Origin of the sequence: Pseudomonas sp. ADAK13 (assembly GCF_012935715.1) — a bacterium.
GTDB lineage: Bacteria > Pseudomonadota > Gammaproteobacteria > Pseudomonadales > Pseudomonadaceae > Aquipseudomonas.
Genome location: NZ_CP052860.1, coordinates 1,151,271 through 1,172,041, shown reverse-complemented (window position 1 = coordinate 1,172,041; position 20,771 = coordinate 1,151,271). Strand labels below are relative to the sequence as shown.

At 63.0% G+C, this 20,771-nt stretch carries 13 protein-coding genes and 1 pseudogene; 10 read left to right on the top strand and 4 right to left on the bottom strand.

Annotated elements, in window-relative coordinates:
* Window positions 1-160 precede the first annotated feature (160 nt).
* From HKK54_RS05530 to HKK54_RS05510, 6 genes and pseudogenes are all read left to right on the top strand, one after another.
* Entirely contained in the window at window positions 161-2,320 is a 2,160-nt protein-coding gene (locus HKK54_RS05530; RefSeq protein WP_169386328.1) for a DUF1631 domain-containing protein, read from the top strand.
* Between the two features lie 61 nt (window positions 2,321-2,381).
* Window positions 2,382-2,945 carry a 1,6-anhydro-N-acetylmuramyl-L-alanine amidase AmpD gene (ampD, locus tag HKK54_RS05525; protein WP_010175013.1) on the top strand — a complete coding sequence of 188 codons (564 nt, stop codon included), beginning with the start codon at window positions 2,382-2,384 and terminating at the stop codon, window positions 2,943-2,945.
* Window positions 2,942-3,778: a regulatory signaling modulator protein AmpE gene (gene ampE, locus HKK54_RS05520; RefSeq protein ID WP_169386327.1), complete on the top strand. Its 837-nt coding sequence runs from the start codon at window positions 2,942-2,944 to the stop codon at window positions 3,776-3,778. The genes ampD and ampE overlap by 4 nt, the downstream gene beginning before the upstream one ends.
* Window positions 3,779-3,965: 187 nt before the next feature.
* Window positions 3,966-5,057 (top strand): annotated as a pseudogene (locus tag HKK54_RS33940) (methyl-accepting chemotaxis protein); the annotation flags it as partial.
* Window positions 5,034-5,963, top strand: a complete 930-nt coding sequence (locus HKK54_RS33935) for a methyl-accepting chemotaxis protein (protein ID WP_442962332.1) — start codon at window positions 5,034-5,036, stop codon at window positions 5,961-5,963. The pseudogene HKK54_RS33940 and the gene HKK54_RS33935, both read left to right, overlap by 24 nt.
* A 120-nt stretch (window positions 5,964-6,083) precedes the next feature.
* Window positions 6,084-6,515: a hypothetical protein gene (locus HKK54_RS05510; RefSeq protein WP_169386325.1), complete on the top strand. Its 432-nt coding sequence runs from the start codon at window positions 6,084-6,086 to the stop codon at window positions 6,513-6,515.
* On the opposite strand, the gene HKK54_RS05505 is transcribed toward HKK54_RS05510, so the two are convergent.
* Entirely contained in the window at window positions 6,462-7,238 is a 777-nt protein-coding gene (locus HKK54_RS05505; RefSeq protein ID WP_169386324.1) for a TatD family hydrolase, read from the bottom strand. The two genes, HKK54_RS05510 and HKK54_RS05505, sit on opposite strands and share 54 nt — an antisense overlap.
* A 5-nt stretch (window positions 7,239-7,243) precedes the next feature.
* Window positions 7,244-8,239 (bottom strand): catabolite repressor/activator, encoded by a 996-nt coding sequence (gene cra / locus HKK54_RS05500; RefSeq protein WP_169386323.1) that lies wholly within the window; start codon window positions 8,237-8,239, stop codon window positions 7,244-7,246.
* A 293-nt stretch (window positions 8,240-8,532) separates the two neighbouring features.
* Between cra and ptsP the strand changes: the two genes are divergently transcribed.
* Genes ptsP through HKK54_RS05480 form a run of 4 tightly spaced genes read left to right on the top strand, consistent with a single transcriptional unit; the run spans window position 8,533 to window position 15,630 of the window.
* Window positions 8,533-11,391 carry a phosphoenolpyruvate--protein phosphotransferase gene (gene ptsP / locus HKK54_RS05495; RefSeq protein ID WP_169386322.1) on the top strand — a complete coding sequence of 953 codons (2,859 nt, stop codon included), beginning with the start codon at window positions 8,533-8,535 and terminating at the stop codon, window positions 11,389-11,391.
* Window positions 11,392-12,312 (top strand): 1-phosphofructokinase, encoded by a 921-nt coding sequence (gene pfkB / locus HKK54_RS05490; RefSeq protein WP_169386321.1) that lies wholly within the window; start codon window positions 11,392-11,394, stop codon window positions 12,310-12,312.
* A gap of 11 nt (window positions 12,313-12,323) precedes the next feature.
* Window positions 12,324-14,033 carry a PTS fructose-like transporter subunit IIB gene (locus HKK54_RS05485; protein ID WP_169386320.1) on the top strand — a complete coding sequence of 570 codons (1,710 nt, stop codon included), beginning with the start codon at window positions 12,324-12,326 and terminating at the stop codon, window positions 14,031-14,033.
* Window positions 14,034-14,088: 55 nt separating this feature from the next.
* Window positions 14,089-15,630: an alkaline phosphatase D family protein gene (locus HKK54_RS05480; RefSeq protein ID WP_169386319.1), complete on the top strand. Its 1,542-nt coding sequence runs from the start codon at window positions 14,089-14,091 to the stop codon at window positions 15,628-15,630.
* Window positions 15,631-15,702: 72 nt separating this feature from the next.
* On the opposite strand, the gene HKK54_RS05475 is transcribed toward HKK54_RS05480, so the two are convergent.
* Complete coding sequence (locus tag HKK54_RS05475) at window positions 15,703-18,228, bottom strand: PepSY domain-containing protein (protein WP_169389248.1); 2,526 nt, start codon at window positions 18,226-18,228, stop codon at window positions 15,703-15,705.
* A gap of 135 nt (window positions 18,229-18,363) precedes the next feature.
* The gene (locus tag HKK54_RS05470; protein WP_169386318.1) at window positions 18,364-20,658 is read right to left on the bottom strand and encodes a TonB-dependent receptor; all 2,295 of its coding nucleotides are present in this window, start codon (window positions 20,656-20,658) and stop codon (window positions 18,364-18,366) included.
* Window positions 20,659-20,771: the final 113 nt, after the last annotated feature.

Sequence of the window (20,771 nt, the reverse complement as noted above, 5' to 3'; positions counted from 1 at the left end):
GCAACAACCCCCATTTGCAAGATAATCTCGCGCCTTGCAATTGGCGTCATAGCTTTGACGTCGCAGTGATGGTCCGATTTTCGCAGTGCTCCGGGGCGTTTTGCTCCGTGACTGCACCGATCTTTCACAACATCGAATACCGCCGTTTCAGGAGGCCAGGATGCACAATGACGGGAAGGTGGTGCCGATCAATAAGGCACGGGCGACGCCGTCGCCGCTTGCCCGCCTGCCGGTGGTGTTGCTCCAGGTCCGTGACAAGGCGGCACAGCAGCTCAAACAGGGGCTGCAGGAGCTGTTTGATAACGCTGACGACACCCTGTTCGAAATGGCCGACAAGACCCGCAGCAACGTCGACCACGGTATTTTCTTTGAAGCCATGCGCGATCTGCGCCTCAAGCGCAAGAATTTCGAGCGCGGTTTCATGGAGCAGCTCTACGAGGCGTTTGCCAACCTTGGCAATGTGGAGCGCGGCGAGCTGCAACTGATTCCGGTGGTGTCCTACACGGCGGTGCCCGGTGTCTCGGGTGACGAACTGGAAAAAGCCGTCGCTCTGGAGGCCATGCTGGGCAAGGTGCTGCGCCGGGACGGCCTGGCCCTGGGGCAGTTGACGGCCCGACTGGGCGCGTTGCTCGACAAACGCCTGGATGATCGGGATAACCCCCTGGGCCCGGCGATGTTGTGCGCGTTCTTTCTGCAGGCAGGGCGCAGCCTTGGCGTGGAAATCCGGGTCAAGCTGATCATTCTCAAGCTGTTTGAAAAGTACGTGCTCAGTGACGCCGATCTGTTATACGGCGAAGCCAATCAATTATTGATCGCCACCGGCGTATTGCCTGAACTCAAGGCCGTGCCGTCGCGCCGCGCCGTCGCCACCGCGGATTTGCCCGAAGACGCCCCGCCCATCGCCAGCCATCCCACCGACGACAGCGGGCAGGAAGTCTTTGCGGCCTTGCAGGAGTTGCTGTCTGCGGTGCGCGGTAGTGTGGCACCCACCCTTGAGGCCAGCGCCGAGACCCAGCCCATTTCCACCCGTGACCTGCTGCGCCTGCTCTCCCATTTGCAGCAATATGTGCCTGCGCCCGAGGTCGAGGATGATTTCGACCTGCGCAACCAGCTTGAACAACTGCTCACCCGGGTCAGCGTCAAGAGTGGCAAGTCGCGGGTGGTAGAGGACGCGGACGAGGATGTGATCAACCTGATCGCCATGCTCTTCGAGTTCATCCTCAATGACGGCACGGTGCCCGAGTCCCTCAAGGCGTTGATCGCCCGGCTGCAGATTCCGATGCTGAAGGTGGCGGTGCTGGACAAGAGCTTCTTCAGTCGCGCCAATCACCCGGCGCGACGCCTGCTCAATGAAATCGCCGCAGCAGCCATGGGCTGGAGCCGGCGCGATGACTATCAGCGCGACAGCCTGTACCTGCACATCGAGCAAGTGGTGCAGCGTTTGTTGAACGATTTTGTCGATGACCCGGCGATTTTTTCCCAACTACTGACGGAGTTCACCGCGTTTACCCATGACGAGCGGCGCCGCAGCGAGTTGCTGGAGCAACGCACCCGTGATGCGGAAGAAGGGCGCGCCCGTACCGAAATCGCCCGTCAGCGAGTGGCCGAGGCCCTCAATCAGCGGCTGCTGGGCAAAGTGCTGCCCGAGTTCGTGGTGCAGTTCCTGCAGCAGGCCTGGAGCCAGGTACTGTTGCTGGCCTGCCTGAAGCATGGTGAACACTCGCCGCAATGGGCGGCCGGGCTGCGCACCATGGACGAGTTGATCTGGAGTGTCGGCCTGAGCGAACACACCGAAGCCGGCCGGCACTTGCTGGAGCAGTTGCCAGGCCTGCTCAAGGCCTTGCGCGACGGCTTGAGCGGCGCGGCGTTTGATCCCTTCATCACCCGGGAATTTTTCACCCGGTTGCAAACCCTGCATGTCCAGTCATTCCGGGGCAACGCCGACGACCCGCCTTCTGTGTCGCAGATCGAGGTACGCGAGGCGTTCGTCCTCAGCCCTGCAGCACCGGCTATTACGGTGAGCCTGCCGGAAGATGATCCCGACCTGCTCAAGGCCCGCCAATTGCGCGTCGGTTGCTGGGTCGAGTTCCAGGAAGACCCTGAAAACACTCTGCGCTGCAAGCTGACGGCGATTATTGCGCCGGGCAATACCTGCATTTTCGTCAATCGAACTGGCCTTAAGGTTCTGGAAAAAAGCCCGGTCGAACTGGCGTTGGAGTTCAAGCGCGGCGCGGTGCGAACCCTGGATGATGCACTGCTGTTCGACCGGGCCCTGGCCTCGGTGATTGGCAACCTGCGTCAACTTCATCGCGCCAAGTGATCGCAACCGGGCAGTGGAACGCGGCATACTGAGTCACCCCAGCCTCGTTCAAGGAACCTGTATGCAGTTGGACCCCGCCAGCGGTTGGTGCCAGGGCATTCGTCATTGCCCCTCGCCCAACTTCAACGAGCGCCCCGGTGGCGAGATTTCCCTGTTGGTGGTGCACAACATCAGCCTGCCGCCTGCGCAATTCGCCACCGGCAAGGTGCACGAGTTTTTCCAGAATCGCCTGGATGTCACGGAACATCCCTACTTTGAAGGCATTGCCGACCTACGGGTTTCTGCGCATTTCCTGATTGAGCGTGATGGCGCGGTGACGCAGTTTGTCTCGTGCCGGGACCGGGCCTGGCATGCCGGTGTATCAAGCTTCGAGGGGCGTGAGACGTGTAACGACTTTTCCCTGGGGATCGAGCTGGAAGGCACTGACGACCTGCCTTTCACCGATGCCCAGTATCAATCCCTGATCACCCTGACGCGCCAGTTGCTGGCGGCGTACCCGGGCATTACCCGCCAGCGCATTTGTGGCCATAGCGATATCGCCCCGGGACGCAAGACCGACCCCGGACCCGCTTTTGATTGGGCGCGCTTTCGCAGCGCCTTGCAGGATGGAGGACACGCACAATGAGTTTTCTGGTGTTGGTGCTGGCGGTATGGATCGAGAAATTCTCGGCCCTGCGCCAGCGTATTCAACGTGATGGCGGTTGGCTGCGGGAACTGGCCAAGCTGGAATCGAGCGCCAGCCTCGGCAAACAGCCCTGGCTGATCCTCGCGCTGCTGGTGCTGTTGCCGGTGGCCTTGCTCGCGCTGTTGCTGCTGGTGCTGGAGCCAGTGGCGTATGGCCTGTTGGCGCTGCCGGTGCATTTGCTGGTGGTGATCTACAGCCTGGGCCGTGGCGATTTATTGGCGGGGTTGGGACCGTTTCGGGATGCCTGGCGTCGGGGTGACCTGCAAGCGGCCGAGCATGTGGCCGAGCGCGACTTGAGTATCAGCGCCGAGAGCGGGGAGCAGTTGCTGGAAAGGGTCCAGGGCCATCTGCTGTGGCAGGCCTACCAAAGTTTCTTCGCGGTGATTTTCTGGTATTTCCTGCTCGGCCCGGTGGCGGCCCTGGCCTACCGGCTGCTGGCGCTGGCGACCGAGAACAGCCAGAACCCGCTGGTGGCCGAGCGCGCCGGGCAATTGCGCCACGCGTTCGACTGGTTGCCGGTACGCCTGCTGGCGGCGAGCTTTGCCCTGGTGGGCAACTTTGTGGCGGTCGGTCGGGTGATGCTGCATGAGCTGCTGAGCTGGGACATCACGGCGGCGCAACTGGTGGACAAGGTCGGCCTGGTGGCTGCTGAAATCCCGCCGCCGATGGTGGGGCCCGAGGGTATCAACAGCCTGGATCGGATCTGGGAATTGCTGCTGCGCGCCGCGGTGCTGTGGTACGCCGGCTTCGCCATCTGGACCGTGCTGCCCTGATCGACACCGGCAGGCGCGAGCCATTCGCGCCTGCCGTTAACCTTAAGTTACAAACCTCCTTTTCGAATTGAGCTATACAGACAGAGCGCCAAATAGTGGCTATCTGCCGCCGCCCTGCGCCCTCAATAAAAATAAAAGAAAAGGGAGTTCACCTGTGAAGAGCTTGCTCTATCCCGCCGTCGCGTTCATGAACCGCCTGACCTTCGGTATGAAGTTCAGCCTTATCAGCGTGCTGTTCCTGTTGCCGATGCTGGCCACCAACTATTACCTGGTGCGCGACTCCTGGCGTGATTTCCAGGGCACCCGCGTCGAGTTGCAAAGCCTCGACCTGCTGACCAGCAGCCTGGCCCTGCGCCGCGACCTGGAAACCCTGAACAACCAGGTGCAGATCAACGCAACCCTCGGCCAGTCAGGCAAGGCCGGCGATATCGAAAGCAAGATCGGCGCCCTCGAGCAGAGCCTGCTGCAGCGCCTGCAAAGCTTTCACGCCCTGTCCACCGACCCCGAGCAGGCCGCCGCCTTCGACGCCAAGCGCGATGAAATGATCGCCGCCTTCAAGGCCCAACAACAGGAAACCTCGCTGCTCAGCAAAAGCGCGCTGATCGGCAAACTGCTCAACAAGGCGCAGATGCTCAGCCAGATCATCGCCAGCCAGTCGGGCTTGAGCCGCGACCCCCAGGGCGATCTGCGCCAGCTCAGCGAACTGATCACCAGCGTCACCCCGCAAGTCACTCAAACCCTGGGCGAAGGCCGGGCGATGGGCGCGTATTCGTTGGGCCAGGGCTTTCTCAACTCATCTTCCAGCACCCGCTTTGATGAATTGCTGCAGCAATTGGAGAAGCTCCAGGCCGAATACGGCCTGAAACTGCAAGACGCCCTCGGCGCCAGTAAACCCGCTCATGCCGCCCTGGCGAGCCTGGCGGACGCGAGCCGGGCCAGCCTCAAGCAAGGCAGCGAGGTGTTCGAAGAACGCGTGGTGATGGCCGAAACCCTCGACACCCCATGGCAAGGTTTCTACGACGAAGTCAGTGCATTGATGGCCAAGACCTATCAGCTCGACGAAGCCACCCTGACGTTTCTCGAACAACAGTTGGAGCAGCGCCTGTCAGAAAACCGCACGCACATGATCGGATTGGTCGCGGCCCTGGCGTCGGTGTTTTTGCTGATCTTCTACCTGTACGCGGGCTTCTACGCGTCCACCCGCACCACCCTGCGCCGTCTCGGAGCGATGATGGACAAGGTGGCGGCGGGCGACATGACCGTGACGTTCGTCGCCCACAGCCGCGACGAGTTGGGGGATCTGGGCCAGGTGTTCAACGGCACCGTGGCCAAAATCCATGACTTGATCGAGCGGGTAGGGCACACCGTCAACCAGGTCGAACACCAGGCCGGGCAAGTGGAGTCGGTCTCGGCCAGCAGCAACCAGGCCGTGTCCGGCCAGCGCAGTCAGATCGAACAAGTGGCGACCGCCATGAACCAGATGTCGTCCACCGCCCAGGAAGTGGCGCGCAGCGCGGCGGCGGCGGTCAGCAGTGCTCATAGCGTCAACGATGAAACCGTCAGCGGCCGTGGCCTGGTGCAATCCCAGCAAGGCAGCATTGCGGCATTGGCTTCGGAGATCGATCAATCGGTGCGCGTGATCAACCAGTTGGCCATCGACAGCCAGTCCATCAGCCGCGTGCTCGAGGTGATCAAGAGCATCGCCGAACAAACCAATCTGCTGGCGCTGAATGCCGCCATTGAAGCTGCGCGCGCGGGTGAGCAAGGGCGCGGTTTCGCCGTGGTGGCCGATGAGGTGCGCACCCTGGCCCGGCGCACCCAGCACTCCACCGAAGAAATCGAGCAGATGATCGCCAAGCTCCACAGCGGCGTCGGCGCAGCGGTGAAGGCCATGGGCACCAGCCACGAGATGGCCAATGGCACGGTGGGGCAGTCGGAAAAGGTCCAGCAGGCCCTGGAAAATATCCTCGGTGCCGTGGGCATGATCGTTGACCAGAACCAGCAGATTGCCGCCGCTGTCGAGCAGCAGACCGCCGTGGCCCATGACATCGACCAGAACATCGTCGAAATCAACCGTGCCGGTGAACACGCAGCGCAGGGCGCACACCAGACCGAAGAGGCCAGCCGGCAATTGTCGTTGCAAGTGATCGAGCTGAAGCAGTTGATCGGTGCGTTTCGGGTGTGAGGTTTGGCTGTAGGATTTCTTCGTAGGTGGCGTGGCGCTTGTCTTGTTTTTGGCGTTGATCTTTTCCGGCTGCCAAAATAGGCGAGAATTTGTGCCATCCATTTTCGCGGAGGTTCGGTTATGACCGCTGCCATTGTCGGCGTCAGAGGGCATTGCGTCCTGTGCAAGGTGTCCTTTGAGCTCAAGCCCTGGCAACTCAACGCCATTGCCATCAACGAACCTTTTGAATGCCCGTACTGCCACAAAGGTGTGGAGCCGAGTTGCCCCAAACAGTTGAAGCAGTTCAAGTCCCTGGACAATCTTGGCCTGCTGCGTCCGAGCATGATCGTGCTGACCAGCGCGGCGCTGCTGGTGGCGCTGGTCGCCGAGTGGATAGGGCTGATCAGTGTGGCCGGGCAGCTCAACGTCTCGCTGATGGCGGTACTGATTTACTTCATGACGTTGCGCTATGCCCGTCACCGGCAGCGGATGACCCTGACACTGCGTGAGGTAAAACCCCTACCAGTTGAACAGCTCGCAGGCATTGCGAGTGCTCGCCTCAGCCAACACTGAAGGGCTGATGCCCATGCGCTCCGCCAGTGCGGCACAAATGTCCGGCAGGTGTTCGGGGCTGTTGCGCTGGCCGGGGTACATCACGGGTGCCATGTCCGGTGAGTCGGTTTCCAGCACCACAGCTTCCAGTGGCAAGCGTGCAATCACCTTGTGCATGCGCACGGCCTGGGGCCATGTCGCCGCGCCGCCCAGGCCCAGTTTGAAACCGAGCTTGATGTACTCGCGGGCCTCTTCATGGCTGCCGGCAAACGCGTGAATGATGCCGCCCCGTGGCAGGCGAATGCGCTTGAGCGTGGCGATCACGGCGGCGTGGCTGCGACGCACATGCAGCAGCGCCGGTAGCTGGAAATCCACCGCCAGCTTCAGCTGTGCTTCAAACAGCACTTGCTGGCGTTCGCGGTCCAGCTGTTGGAGGAAATAATCCAGGCCGATTTCCCCCACGGCGCACAGTTGCCGGTGGCCGCTCAGGCGGGTCAGCCAGTCGCCCAGTTCCGTCAGGTCGGCGGGGCGATGGTCATCGAGGTAGACCGGGTGCAGGCCGAACGCGGCGAACAGACCCGCGTCTGTTTGCACCAGGTCCCACAGCCGTTGCCAATTCTGCTGATAGACCCCCAGCACCACCATCCTGCGCACGCCCAGCTCGCGGCTGCGGCTCAGGACTTCGCTGCGGTCGGCGTCGAAGTCCGGAAAATCCAGGTGGGTGTGGCTGTCGATCAGCTCCACACCGCTTACTCCGAGTGAATCCGCTGCTTGAACGTGCGGCCGATTGCATGCACGCCAGGCTGGTAGTGCTGCTCTTCAATGGCCGCCAGTGCCAGGCGCAGCGCGGTGTCGGCGATCAATTGGTGCTGCTGGGCCATGGCATTCACCGGCAGCGGCAGGAAATCCAGCAACTGGGTGTCGCCAAACGTGCCGAGGCGCAGAGGGCGGGATTTGAGCGGGAAGTCATGCAGTGCGTCAAACACCCCTTGCAGCAGGACGTAGGACGTCGTCACCAGTGCGTCAGGCAAATGCCCCAGGCTTTGCAGCAATTGCTCCATCAGCTGTCGGCCACAGTCGCGACTGAAGGCCTCGCCCTGTTCGATCAGCACTTCACCGCCGAAGTCTTTCAGCGCTTCCTTGAAGCCGGAGGCACGTTCCTGGCTGATGCTCAGCTCTGGCCGCGCACCGATCAACACGATCTGCTTGGGCAGCGGTTGCAGCAGGCTGCTGGTCAACTGTTGGCAGGCCTGGCGATCATCACTGACCACCGAGCAAAACTGCGTAGACTCCATGACCCGGTCGATGGCGATGACCGGCAAGCCCTTGGCTTGCAGCTCGCGGTAGCTGTCGTCGCTGGCCGGCAGGCAACTGGCAACAAACAGCGCATCGCAACGGCGGGCGCGGAACAGTTGCAGCAATTGCCGCTCGCTGTCGGCGTCGTCGTCGGAGCTGGCGATCAGCAGTTGATAGCCGCGCGCCCGGGCGCCTTGCTCCAGCAGCTTGGCAATACGAGCGTAACTGGGGTTTTCCAGGTCCGGCAGGATAAAACCCAGGGTACGGGTGTGCCGGCTGCGCAGCCCGGCGGCCTGGGGATTGGGCGTAAAGCCATGTTCTTCAACCACGGCGCGCACCCGTTCGACGGTTGCGCTGCTGATCCGTTGCTGTTCGGCCTTGCCATTGATGACGTAGCTGGCGGTGGTCACAGACACACCGGCAATGCGCGCAATATCACTGAGTTTCAAACCGGGATTTCCTTGTTTTTTAGAGCTTGCCCCGACATTTTGTCCAATCGTAACCGATTACTGCAGCCGACCATTGTCGCAACTCAACAGCCGAGTGGCTCTTCAATCATGCGTAATTAACGCGTAATCTGCCATAAATTCTAGATTAAACGTTTCAGCAAGCGTATTTTTACGATTATCGCGACGAACGTGGTCCTGCCAACTGACCACTCAGTCAATTTATTCGAACGCCTTTGCACTGATTTATTCAAAATAATACCTAGTGCGCCCGCCGCACTAACTAGGAGAACGGCATGCTTGAGCTCACCCACGAGCAGATATCCATGGGCCAGACGGCTGTGGATAAGTCTGCTGCCTTGCAACTGCTCGCTGAAAAACTGGTGGCCGATGGCCTGGTCGCCGAGGGTTACCTCAGTGGCTTGCAAGCGCGTGAAGCCCAAGGCTCGACCTTTCTCGGCCAAGGCATCGCCATCCCCCACGGCACTCCCGAAACCCGCGACCAGGTGTTTGCCACCGGCGTGCGCCTGCTGCAATTTCCCGAAGGCGTGGATTGGGGTGATGGCCAGATCGTCTACCTGGCGATCGGCATTGCCGCCAAATCCGATGAACACCTGCGCCTGCTGCAACTGCTGACCCGCGCCCTCGGCGAGACCGACCTGGGCCAGGCCCTGCGCCGCGCCGGCTCCGCCGAAGCCTTGCTGAAACTGCTGCAAGGTGCACCGCAGGAGCTGGCGCTGGACGCACAGATGATCGGCCTGGGTGTGTCGGCAGACGATTTCGAAGAGCTTGTCTGGAGAGGCGCACGCCTGCTGCGCCAGGCCGATTGCGTGAGCAATGGCTTTGCCGCCGTGCTGCAACAAGTCGACGCGCTGCCCCTGGGCGATGGCCTGTGGTGGCTGCACAGCGAGCAGACGGTCAAGCGCCCCGGCCTGGCGTTTGTCACCCCGGACAAACCCATGCGTTACCTGGGCCAGTCTTTGAGCGGCCTGTTCTGCCTGGCCAGCCTCGGTGAGGCGCACCAGACCCTGCTCGAACGCCTGTGCGCCTTGCTGATCGAAGGCCGTGGCCAGGAACTCGGGCGCGCCACCAGCAGCCGCGCCGTGCTGGAAGTGCTCGGCGGTGAGTTGCCGGCCGACTGGCCAAGCGTGCGCATCGCCCTGGCCAACGCCCATGGCCTGCACGCACGCCCCGCGAAGATCCTCGCGCAGTTGGCAAAAAGCTTTGACGGTGAAATTCGTGTGCGCATCGTTGATGGCGACGTCAGTGCAGTCTCAGTAAAAAGCTTGAGCAAGCTGCTGAGCCTCGGCGCCCGTCGTGGTCAGGTGCTGGAGTTTGTCGCGGAACCGGGCATTGCCGGTGACGCCTTGCCTGCCTTGCTGGCCGCAGTAGAAGAAGGCCTGGGCGAAGAAGTCGAGCCGCTGCCGGCGGTCAGCGCTCAACAGGCTGTGGTCGACATCGAACCGGTGATCAGCGCGCCAGTGTCCGGCAGCCTGATCCAGGCCATCGCCGCCGCCCCCGGCATTGCGATTGGCCCGGCGCATATCCAGGTGCTGCAACCCTTCGAGTACCCGCTGCGCGGCGAGTCGCCGGTGATCGAGCGCCAACGCCTGCACGCCGCGTTGACCGACGTGCGCCAGGATATCCAGGGCCTGATCGAGCGCAGTAAATCCAAGGCCATCCGCGAGATTTTCATCACCCACCAGGAGATGCTCGACGACCCGGAACTGACCGACGAAGTCGAGACCCGTCTCAGGCAAGGCGAAAGCGCCGAAGCGGCCTGGATGAGCGTGATCGAAGCCGCCGCCAAACAGCAGGAATCGCTGCAGGACGCCTTGCTCGCCGAGCGCGCCGCCGATCTGCGTGACATTGGCCGCCGCGTGCTGGCGCAACTGTGCGGCGTCGAAACCGCCCAGGAGCCCGATGAACCCTACATCCTGGTGATGGATGAAGTCGGCCCCTCGGACGTCGCCCGCCTGGACCCGGTGCGCGTCGCCGGCATCCTCACTGCCCGTGGCGGCGCCACCGCCCATAGCGCCATCGTCGCCCGTGCCCTGGGGATTCCCGCGCTGGTGGGCGCAGGCCCTGCCGTCTTGCTGCTGGCGTCCGGCACGCCGCTATTGCTCGATGGCCAGCGCGGCCGCCTGCATGTCGACGCCGACGCTGCCACCTTGCAGCGCGCCACCGTCGAACGCGACACCCGCGAACAACGCCTGCAAGCCGCTGCCGCGCAACGTCATGAACCGGCCCTGACCCGCGACGGCCATGCCGTCGAAGTGTTTGCCAATATCGGCGAAAGCGCCGGGGTGGCCAGCGCGGTGGAGCAGGGCGCCGAAGGCATCGGCCTGCTGCGCACCGAGCTGATTTTCATGGCCCACAAACAGGCGCCCGACGAAGCCACTCAGGAAGCCGAATACCGCCGCGTGCTCGACGGCCTCGGTGGTCGGCCACTGGTGGTACGTACCCTTGATGTGGGCGGCGACAAACCGCTGCCTTACTGGCCGATCGCCAAGGAAGAAAACCCGTTCCTCGGCGTGCGCGGCATTCGCCTGACCCTGCAACGCCCGCAAATCATGGAAGCGCAGTTGCGCGCGCTGCTGCGCTCGGCGGACAACCGTCCGCTGCGCATCATGTTCCCCATGGTCGGCAGCGTTGACGAGTGGCGCCAGGCCCGCGAGATGACCGAGCGCCTGCGCCGGGAAATCCCGGTGGCCGACCTGCAACTGGGGATCATGATCGAAGTGCCGTCGGCCGCCTTGCTCGCGCCGGTGCTGGCCAGGGAAGTGGACTTCTTCAGCGTCGGCACCAACGACCTGACCCAGTACACCCTGGCCATCGACCGTGGCCACCCGACGCTGTCGGCCCAGGCGGATGGCCTGCACCCGGCGGTGTTGCAACTGATAGACATCACCGTGCGCGCCGCCCATGCCCATGGCAAATGGGTCGGCGTGTGCGGCGAGTTGGCGGCCGATCCGTTGGCGGTTCCAGTGCTGATCGGCCTGGGTGTGGATGAGCTGAGTGTCTCGGCGCGCAGCATTCCCGAAGTGAAGGCGCGTGTGCGTGAATTCAGTCTGAGCGAGGCCCGCGGCCTGGCGCAAAAAGCACTGGCGGTGGGTTCGCCCGCCGAAGTGCGAGCCCTTGTGGAGGCCGTGTAAATGGCAAGGATTTTAAGCCTGACGCTGAACCCGGCGTTGGACCTGACGGTGCGCCTGGCGCGCCTGGAGCCGGGCGAGGTCAACCGCAGCGAAGCGATGATCACCCACGCTGCCGGCAAGGGCGTGAACGTCGCCCAGGTGCTGGCCGACCTTGGTCATCAGGTGACCGTGGGCGGCTTTCTTGGCGAGGACAATCCCCAAGCGTTTGAGATGCTGATCGCGCGGCGCGGTTTTACCGATGCGTTTATTCGTGTGCCGGGAGAAACCCGCAGCAATATCAAGATCGCCGAACAGGATGGCCGGGTGACGGACGTCAATGCACCGGGCCCGGTGGTCAGCGAGCAGGCGCAACAGGCACTGCTTGAGCAACTGGCGCGGATCGCTCCGGCGTATGACGCCGTCGTCGTGGCCGGCAGCCTGCCACGCGGCATCACCCCTCAGTGGTTCCAGGGCCTGCTGCAGCAACTGAAAAACCTCGGCTTGAAAGTCGCCCTGGACACCAGCGGCGAAGCGCTGCGCGCTGGATTGAACGCCGGCCCGTGGTTGGTCAAACCCAATACTGAAGAACTGGCCGATGCCCTGGGTCATTCCACAGATGCAATCCGTGAGCTGCACCAGTTGGGTGTGGAACATGTGGTGGTCTCCGACGGTGCCGCAGGTGTGAGCTGGTATAGCCCCGGCACGGCATTGCACGCCACGCCGCCCAAGGTCAGCGTCGCCAGCACCGTCGGTGCCGGGGATTCGTTGCTGGCCGGGATGCTCCACGGTTTGTTGACCTTCGATGTGCCCGAAACCACCCTGCGCCGCGCCACCGCAATCGCCGCGATGGCGGTCACGCAAATCGGCTTTGGCATCACCGACGACGCACAGCTTGAGACTTTGCAGAGCGGCGTCCACGTGCGCCCGCTGACAGAACAATAAGAGGGTTGGTCATGAAGTTAGCCATTGTTACTGCCTGCCCGAACGGCATGGTCACCAGTGTGCTGTGCGCCCGCTTGCTGGACGCCGCCGCGCAACGCCAGGGCTGGAGCACCAGCGTCGAAGTGGTCGATGTGCAGCACCCGGAACGCCAATTGTCGGCGGCCACCATCGAAGCCGCCGAGTGGGTGTTGCTGGTCAGCAGCACGCCGGTGGACATGCAGCGTTTTGTTGGCAAGCGCGTATTCCGCAGCACGCCGGCCCAGGCGCTGCAGGATGTGGACGCGGTGTTGCGTCGCGGGGCCGAAGAGGCCCAGGTGCAGGTGGCGGAGGCAGCACCCACCAAAAGTGCGCCGCGTATCGTGGCGATCACGGCGTGCCCTACCGGCGTTGCCCATACCTTCATGGCCGCCGAGGCGTTGCAGCAAACCGCCAAGCGCCTCGGGTATGACTTGCAGGTGGAAACCCAAGGTTCGGTGGGCGCCCGCACGCCGCTGAGCCCCGAGGCAATTCGTGACGCTGATGTGGTGCTGCTGGCGGCCGATATCGAAGTCGCCACCGAGCGGTTTGCCGGCAAGAAAATCTATCGCTGTGGCACCGGGATCGCGCTCAAGCAATCGGAAGCCATCCTCAACAAGGCCCTGGCCGAAGGCAAGCAGGAATCTGCCGCCAGCGGCGCCGCTGCCAAGCCGGAGAAAACCGGTGTCTACAAACACCTGCTCACCGGTGTGTCGTTCATGCTGCCGATGGTGGTGGCAGGCGGCCTGCTTATCGCCCTGTCGTTCGTGTTCGGCATTCATGCCTTTGAAGAAAAAGGCACCCTGGCCGCCGCACTGAAAACCGTCGGCGACCAGGCCTTTATGCTGATGGTGCCGTTGTTGGCGGGTTACATCGCCTACTCGATTGCCGACCGTCCTGGCCTGGCGCCGGGCATGATCGGCGGCCTGCTGGCCAGCACCTTGGGCGCGGGATTTATCGGCGGGATATTCGCCGGCTTTCTGGCCGGCTACTGCGTCAAATTCATCAGCCGCGCGATCCGTTTGCCCCAGAGCCTCGAAGCGCTCAAGCCGATCCTGATCATCCCGTTGCTGGCGAGTTTGTTCACGGGCCTGGCGATGATTTACCTGGTGGGGCCGCCGGTGGCGAAGATGCTCACCGGCCTCACGGATTTCCTCAGCACCATGGGCACCACCAACGCCGTGCTGCTGGGCATCTTGCTGGGCGGCATGATGTGCGTCGACCTGGGCGGGCCGATCAACAAGGCGGCCTACGCGTTTTCCGTCGGCCTGCTGGCGGCCCAGAGCGGCGCGCCGATGGCCGCGACCATGGCCGCCGGCATGGTGCCGCCGATTGGCATGGGCATCGCCACCTTCCTGGCGCGACGCAAGTTCGCCCAGACCGAACGCGAAGCCGGCAAGGCGGCGCTGATCCTCGGGATGTGCTTTATCTCTGAAGGCGCGATTCCGTTTGCCGCCAAGGACCCGCTGCGGGTAATCCCGGCCAGTATCGCCGGTGGCGCGCTGACCGGTGCGCTGTCGATGTATTTCGGCTGCAAGCTGATGGCGCCCCATGGCGGGCTGTTTGTGATGCTGATCCCGAATGCGATCAACCATGCGCTGCTGTACCTGTTCGCGATTGTGGCGGGGAGTTTGTTGACGGCGGTGGTGTATGCCTTGATCAAGCGTCCCGAAGTGGTCGAGCTGACGGTCGCGCCGGTGTCATAACCCGTTCATCCCTTCATGCTTAAGTTTCCCTTTTGCTGCTCAAGAGGGAACCTGCATGAGCCACTTCAACCTCGGCCGTCGCCGCGTGATGCAAGCCGTCGGCGCCGGCCTGTTGCTGCCGGGCCTCGCGCCGGCGGTGATCGCCTCGGTCAAGGACCGCCCGCAGCTCACCGACGGCGTGCAGTCCGGCGACCTGCTGGGCGACCGCGCAATGATCTGGAGCCGCAGCGACCGCCCGGCACGGATGGTGGTGGAGTGGGATACCCGCAGCGTGTTCAGCAACCCGCGCAAATTCGTCTCGCCCCTGGCCGACAGCCGCACCGACTTCACCGCCCGTGTCGAACTCACCGGCCTGCCCGTCGACCAGGCGATTTTCTACCGTGTGCACTTCGAAGACGCCCAGACCGGTGTGGCCAGCGAACCCTGGTTCGGCCACCTGCGCAGCGTGCCGCAACAGCGCCGGGACATCCGCTTCGTGTGGAGCGGCGACACCGTCGGCCAGGGCTTCGGTATCAACCCGGATATCGGCGGCATGCGCATCTACGAAGCCATGCGCCTGCGCCTGCCGGACTTTTTTATCCACAGCGGCGACACCATCTACGCCGACGGCCCGGTGCCCGCCCAATTGACCACCGAAGACGGGCGTATCTGGCGCAACATCACCACCGAAGCCAAAAGCAAAGTCGCCGAAACCCTGAATGAATACCGGGGCAACTACCGCTACAACCTGATGGATGAAAACGTGCGCCGCTTCAACGCCGAAGTGCCGCAGATCTGGCAGTGGGACGATCACGAAGTGATCAACAACTGGTCGCCGAGCAAGCAGCTGGATGAGCGCTACAAGACCCGGGACATCAACACCCTGGTGGGCCGCGCACGCCAGGCCTGGCTGGAGTATTCCCCCATGCGCCGGCAAAGCGCCGACCAGGGCGGGCGCATCTATCGCAAGCTCAGCTACGGCCCGCTGCTGGATGTGTTTGTGCTGGACATGCGCAGTTATCGCGGGCCGAACGACGACAACCTGGGTGGCGAAAAACCCTTCCTGGGGCGTGAGCAACTGGACTGGCTCAAGCGCGAATTGAAGGCCTCCCAGGCCCAGTGGAAAGTCATCGCTGCCGACATGCCGATCGGCCTCGGCGTGCCCGACGGCGAGGTGAGCCCCGGCGTACCGCGCTGGGAGGCGATTGCCAACGGTGACCCGGGCCCGGCCCAGGGGCGCGAGTTGGAAATCGCCGAATTGCTCGGGTTTTTGCGGGCGCAGCAGGTACGTAATCACGTGTGGCTGACGGCGGATGTGCACTACTGCGCAGCCCATCATTACCATCCGGACCGGGCGGCGTTCCAGGACTTTGAGCCGTTCTGGGAGTTCGTCGCCGGGCCGCTGAATGCCGGGAGCTTCGGGCCTAATCCGCTGGATAAAACTTTTGGCCCGGAAGTGGTGTTCGAGAAGGCACCGACCGTGCAGAACGGCTCGCCGTTTGCCGGGTTCCAGTTTTTTGGCGAGGTGCAGATTGATGGGCAGACGGCGGAACTGACGGTGATTTTGCGGGACCTGGATGGCGTCTCGGTGTTTGAGCAGAAGCTGCAGCCCGCCTGATCTGGAATGCAATTAAACATGTGGGAGCTGGCTTGCCTGCTCCCACAGTTGACCTTCATTGTCTGGAGGAAATCAGTAAACATCCCGGCGATAGCGGCCCTGCTCGATCAACCGCTCAACCGCTTCGCTGCCCAGCACATCGTGCAGCACCTGATCCACACCCGCCGCCATGCCCTGCAGACTGCCGCAGACATAAATCGCTGCGCCCTCGGCGATCCATTTACGCAGCACATCCGCCGACTCACGCAGGCGGTCCTGAACGTAGATTTTTTCCGCCTGGTCCCGGGAAAACGCGAGGTCCAGCATCGCCAGGTCGCCGCTGGCCAACCAGCCTTGCAGCTCGTCCTGGCAATGGTAGTCGTGGGCGATATTGCGTTCGCCAAACAGCAGCCAGTTGCGCTGCTGGCCGTCGGCAATCCTTGCCTTGAGCAGGCTGCGCAGCCCGGCAAGGCCGGTGCCGTTGCCCAGCAGAATCATCGGTACCGGCGCGGTCGGCAGGTGGAAGCCACTGTTGCGTCGCAGGCGCAGGCTGATCGCCGAACCCATCGGCGCATGTTCCGTCAGCCAGCCGGACGCCACGCCCAGGCCGCCCTCGGCGTGACGTTCCTGGCGCACGATCAGTTCCAGCACGCCGTCGCTGGCGATCGAGGCGATGGAGTATTCGCGCATGCTCAATGGCACCAGCGCATTGACCAGCGCCTGGGCATGCAGGCCCACCAGATGCGCGCGATTGTCCGGCAGTTGGCGGCTGGCCAACGCCTGGTCGAGGGTATGCGCCAGGCCGTCGATGACGACACCTTCGCTGCCAGCCAGCCCCAGGCCTTCGAGGAAATGCTCGATGGCCCACGGGCAATTGCGCGGCAGCACTTCCACCAGGTCACCGGCCAGCCAATCCCGGGGGGCGGGCGGGGTGAACCCAAGCAGATAGACGCCGGAGCCACTGCTGTCGGGATTGAGCAAGGTGCGCTGGTTCAGCGTCCAGTTTTCATAGGTCGCGGTGGCCCAGGCTGCGGCGGGTGCATGGCCGGTCAGTTGGCCCAGTTGTTGTTGCCAGTGCAGCAGCGCATCGGTGTCGCCACTGTCGACTTCCACCGGGGCGAACAGCGGGTTGCCGCCCTGGTTGGTCAGCCAGAAATGCAGGCGCCGGGCGAAGCCGCAGAAGTGTTGATACTGACGGTCTCCCAGGGCCAGTACCGAGTAGTTCAAGCCCTTGAGGGACAGGTCCTGGCCGAGCACGCTGCGCTCGAAACCACGGGCGCTGTCGGGGGCTTCGCCGTCGCCGAAGGTGCTGACCACGAACAGCGCATGGCTCGACTGGCGCAAGTCTTCTTCGCTGACGCTGCCCAGTGACTGCACATTCACCGGCAAGCCGGCGGCTTGCAATTGCCCGGCGGTCTGCCAGGCCAGTTGCTCGGCAAAGCCGCTCTGGCTGGCAAAACCGATCAGCCAGGCCGGCGCGTCGCTGTGGTTGTCGGTCAGGCCTTTGCGTGCCTCACGCACCTGGCGCTTCTTGCGGCGACGGTCCAGGTACAACAGCCAGCCGGTGATGAAGAACAGCGGCATCAGCAGGGCGGTGAAGGTCAGGATGATCCGCCCGGGCAGGCCGAAGTAGCTGCCGGTGTGCAGCGCATAGATGCTGGTCAGGATCTGTGCCTTGAAGCTTTTGCCGGCGTAGGTCTCATGGGACTTGACCTCGCCGGTGGCCGGGTCGAGGTTGATCTGGTTCAGTGCGCGGTCGTGGGGCGAGGTCTTCAGCAAGTAGTAGACGGTGGCCGGTTGGCCGGCGACCGCTGGCATGCGGATGTTATAGCCGCTCAGGCCTGGCCCGGCGTTGCTGTAGATGCTGCTCCAGATCGCGTCGTAATTGGCCACGGGCGCGGGGCCTTCCGGCGCCGGGCCGCGCTTGCGCACCCGTTCGTTCTGCGGGGCGTCGGACAGCAGCTTGGTCAAGCCGTTGCTGTACCACTCGTAAGACCAGAACAGCCCGGTCATCGCCGCCAACAGATAGAACAAAAGGCACCAGGTGCCGAACACCGAGTGCAGGTCCCAGTTGAAGCTGCGGCCTTTTTTACGCCAGTCCAGGGTCAGCCACGCGCGCCAGCTTGCCACCTGGCGCGGCCAGCGCAGGTACAGGCCCGAGAGGCAGAAGAACACCAGGATCAATGTGCAGGCGCCGGTGATTTGCCGGCCGGTGTCGCCGATGGCGAGGAAGCGGTGCAGTTGCAGCACGAAGCCGAAGAAGTCCTGGCCGACCGGGTCGCCCAGGTAGTCGCCGGTGTACGGGTCGAAGTAGCGCATCTGCCCGCGGCGTTCACCGGGTGGCGGGGTGAACCAGACCTTGGCGGCGTTGGTGCTGTCGGGTTGCACCGTGAGCATCGACACCACTTTGCCTTCACGGGCTTCCAGCAGGCGCACCAGTTCCACGGGCGGCAGTACGCCGGCCGGACGCTTTTCCACCGTCAACACGGTCGGGTTCAGCGCCTCGATGATTTCGTCCTGGAACGACACCGTCGCGCCGGTGATCCCCATCAAGGCCAACACCAGCCCGGCGGTAATGCCGAAGAACCAATGCAACTGGAACAGGGTTTTCTTCAACACGTCGTACGGCCTCGTCATCAGGTTAGGTGGCTCACGGCGCGCATTATGCCGCGAGTATTCGAGAAAGATTCTTTTTTACATGCAAAAACCCCACGCATCCGATGCGTGGGGTTTTGTGCGGTGATTTGTATCGGTTTAGAAATGGAAACTGGTGGTCAGCATCGCCGTGCGGCCGGCGGCCTGGTTGGCGAAGTGTGCCGCGTAGGCCTTGTCGTAGTAGGTCTTGTCGGTGAGGTTCTGCACGTTCAATTGCAGGTCCACGTTCTTGGTCAGCTTGTAGCTGGCCATGGCGTCGTAGCGGGTGTACGACGGCACGTAAACGGTGTTGCCGGCATCGCCATAGACTTCGTCGACATAGAATGCGCCGCCGCCGACGGTCAGTTTTGGGGTCACGTCATAGGTTGTCCACAGGCTGAAGGTGTTCTTCGGCGTGTTGGGCATTTGGTTGCCTTTGTTGGAGCCCGCGCTGATGACGCCGTTCCGGCCGTTCAAGCCCGGGTCCACCAGTTCGCTTTTCAGGTAGCTGTAGCCGGCGAACACTTGCCATTGATCGGTGAGCTTGCCGCTGGCGGACAACTCCAGGCCGTCCACACGGGATTCGCCGCCGTTTTCATAGGTCAGCGCGTCTACCAGGATCCGCGTGTTTTTCTTCTCGGTGCGGAACACCGCGGCGGTCAGGGACAGGCGATCGTGGAACAGGTCCCACTTGGTGCCCAGTTCGTAGTTGACGGTCTCTTCGGGTTTCAGGTCGCTGGTAGCGGCACCGGCAGACAGCGGGTTGCCGTCTGCGCCTTCGCCTACCAGGCCGCCGGCAGGCGAGGCCGAGGTCGCGTAGGAGGCATAGATGCTGCCGTTATCCAGTGGCTTCCAGACCAGGCCGGCCTGCCAGTTGAAGAATTGGCTGTCGTTCTTGATTTTGCTGCGGGCCTTGACGGTGGCGGTCGGCACCGCATTGGTGTTGGCCACGGTGTCGAAGGTGTCGTAGCGCAGGCCAACGTTCAGCAGCCATTGCGGGTCCAGTTCGATGGTGTCGAATACATAGGCGGCGCGGCTGGTGGCCTTGGTGTTGGTGCCGTTGTAGTTGCGCGCAATGCTGCCGGTCCAGGCATCGTCCGGGTTCGGGTTACCCAGCGAGGTGCACTGGCCACCTTTGCCGGGCGCCGGGCAACCGGGGTTGCTGTTCGGGCTGACGGTGTAGCCGCTGTAGCGGGTTTCTTCGCCGGTGAATTCCAGGCCGGTGGAGTAGGTGTTCTTGAAGCCGAAGGCCTGGAAGCTGCCAAACAGGTCGGTCTGGTTGGTGGTGGTTTCGGTGGTGGATACGCGAGTGTTCGCGCGCCGCCACACGGTGCCGAACTGGTTGACGTTGTGCTGGCTGTCGTCCGGTTGGGTGACGATGTAGTCCTGGCCGGTGTTGCCATGGCGCAGGGTGTTTTTCAGCGTCATGTTGTCGTTCAGGTCGTGCTCGATGGAGAACGTACTGATGTCGGCGCGGGTCTTGCGGAAGTCGCGATCCTTGAGGCCGTAGAAGTTGTTGCTGTCGCCGCCGTCGGTGGGTTTGTCATGCACATGGGCAGCTCTGGCGCCGCTGTTGCTGTAGCCATACGGAATGCCCGAATCCGGCAGGTCGTTGCTTTCCATGTGGTAGTAGCTGAGGTTGACGCGGGTCGGGGTGCCCAGGCCGAAGGTCAGCGACGGGGCCACACCCCAACGGTCGTAGTTGACGGCGTCACGCCCGGCGACGTTCTGTTCGTGGCTCATCAGGTTCAGGCGGAACGCGGCGCTGTCCAGGAACTGACGGTTGACGTCGAGCACGTAGCGACGGGTCTGGTCGGAGCCATAGGTGAAACCACCGTTGGTGAAGTCCCGCGCCTGTGGCGTCTTGCTGACCAGGTTGAGGCTGCCGCCGGCCGACCCGCGACCACCGAAGGACGAGTTGGGGCCTTTGCTGACTTCGATCGACTCGATGTCGAAGATCTCGCGGCTCTGGCCGCCGGTATCGCGCACGCCGTCGAGGTAGGTGTCGCCCTGTGCGTCAAAGCCGCGAATGAACGGCCGGTCGCCCTGGGGGTTGCCGCCTTCACCGGCGCCGAAGGTAATCCCCGGTACGGTGCGCAGGGCATCCTGCAACGAGGTAGCGGCGGTGTCCTTGAGTACTTGCTGTGGCACCACGGTAACCGAGCGCGGGGTGTCGACCAGCGGCGCGGTGTACTTCTGCGAAGAGGCTTTTTCGACCTGGTAGGACGTGTTGTCCTGTTCCTGGCCGGTGATGCTGGTGGCCCCCAGGGAAATGCTGTTGCGCTCGCCTTTCTGCTCGGTGTCTTCAGCGGCTTGCGCCATTTGGGCGGCAGCGCTGGCGCTGATGGCAACGCCGATGGCCGAGGCCAGCAACCGTGGTGAACTGGCAGGTGTTTTTATCGAAGTGCGCGGCATGAGTGTGTCCTTTCCCCAAGGAGGTGAGGCCGCGGAATATAGGTAGAACAAGACTTTATATCAATTGCGATACATTGCTATTCGCACTGAATTTACGTTCTTTACACTTTTTG

Coding starts and splice junctions, on each gene's coding strand:
- ampE (WP_169386327.1), top strand. CDS start 2,942: ATGAGTTTTCTGGTGTTGGTGCTGGCGGTATGGATCGAGAAATTCTCG.
- HKK54_RS05470 (WP_169386318.1), bottom strand. CDS start 20,658: ATGCCGCGCACTTCGATAAAAACACCTGCCAGTTCACCACGGTTGCTG.
- HKK54_RS05485 (WP_169386320.1), top strand. CDS start 12,324: ATGAAGTTAGCCATTGTTACTGCCTGCCCGAACGGCATGGTCACCAGT.
- ptsP (WP_169386322.1), top strand. CDS start 8,533: ATGCTTGAGCTCACCCACGAGCAGATATCCATGGGCCAGACGGCTGTG.
- ampD (WP_010175013.1), top strand. CDS start 2,382: ATGCAGTTGGACCCCGCCAGCGGTTGGTGCCAGGGCATTCGTCATTGC.
- HKK54_RS33935 (WP_442962332.1), top strand. CDS start 5,034: ATGACCGTGACGTTCGTCGCCCACAGCCGCGACGAGTTGGGGGATCTG.
- pfkB (WP_169386321.1), top strand. CDS start 11,392: ATGGCAAGGATTTTAAGCCTGACGCTGAACCCGGCGTTGGACCTGACG.
- HKK54_RS05530 (WP_169386328.1), top strand. CDS start 161: ATGCACAATGACGGGAAGGTGGTGCCGATCAATAAGGCACGGGCGACG.
- HKK54_RS05480 (WP_169386319.1), top strand. CDS start 14,089: ATGAGCCACTTCAACCTCGGCCGTCGCCGCGTGATGCAAGCCGTCGGC.
- HKK54_RS05510 (WP_169386325.1), top strand. CDS start 6,084: ATGACCGCTGCCATTGTCGGCGTCAGAGGGCATTGCGTCCTGTGCAAG.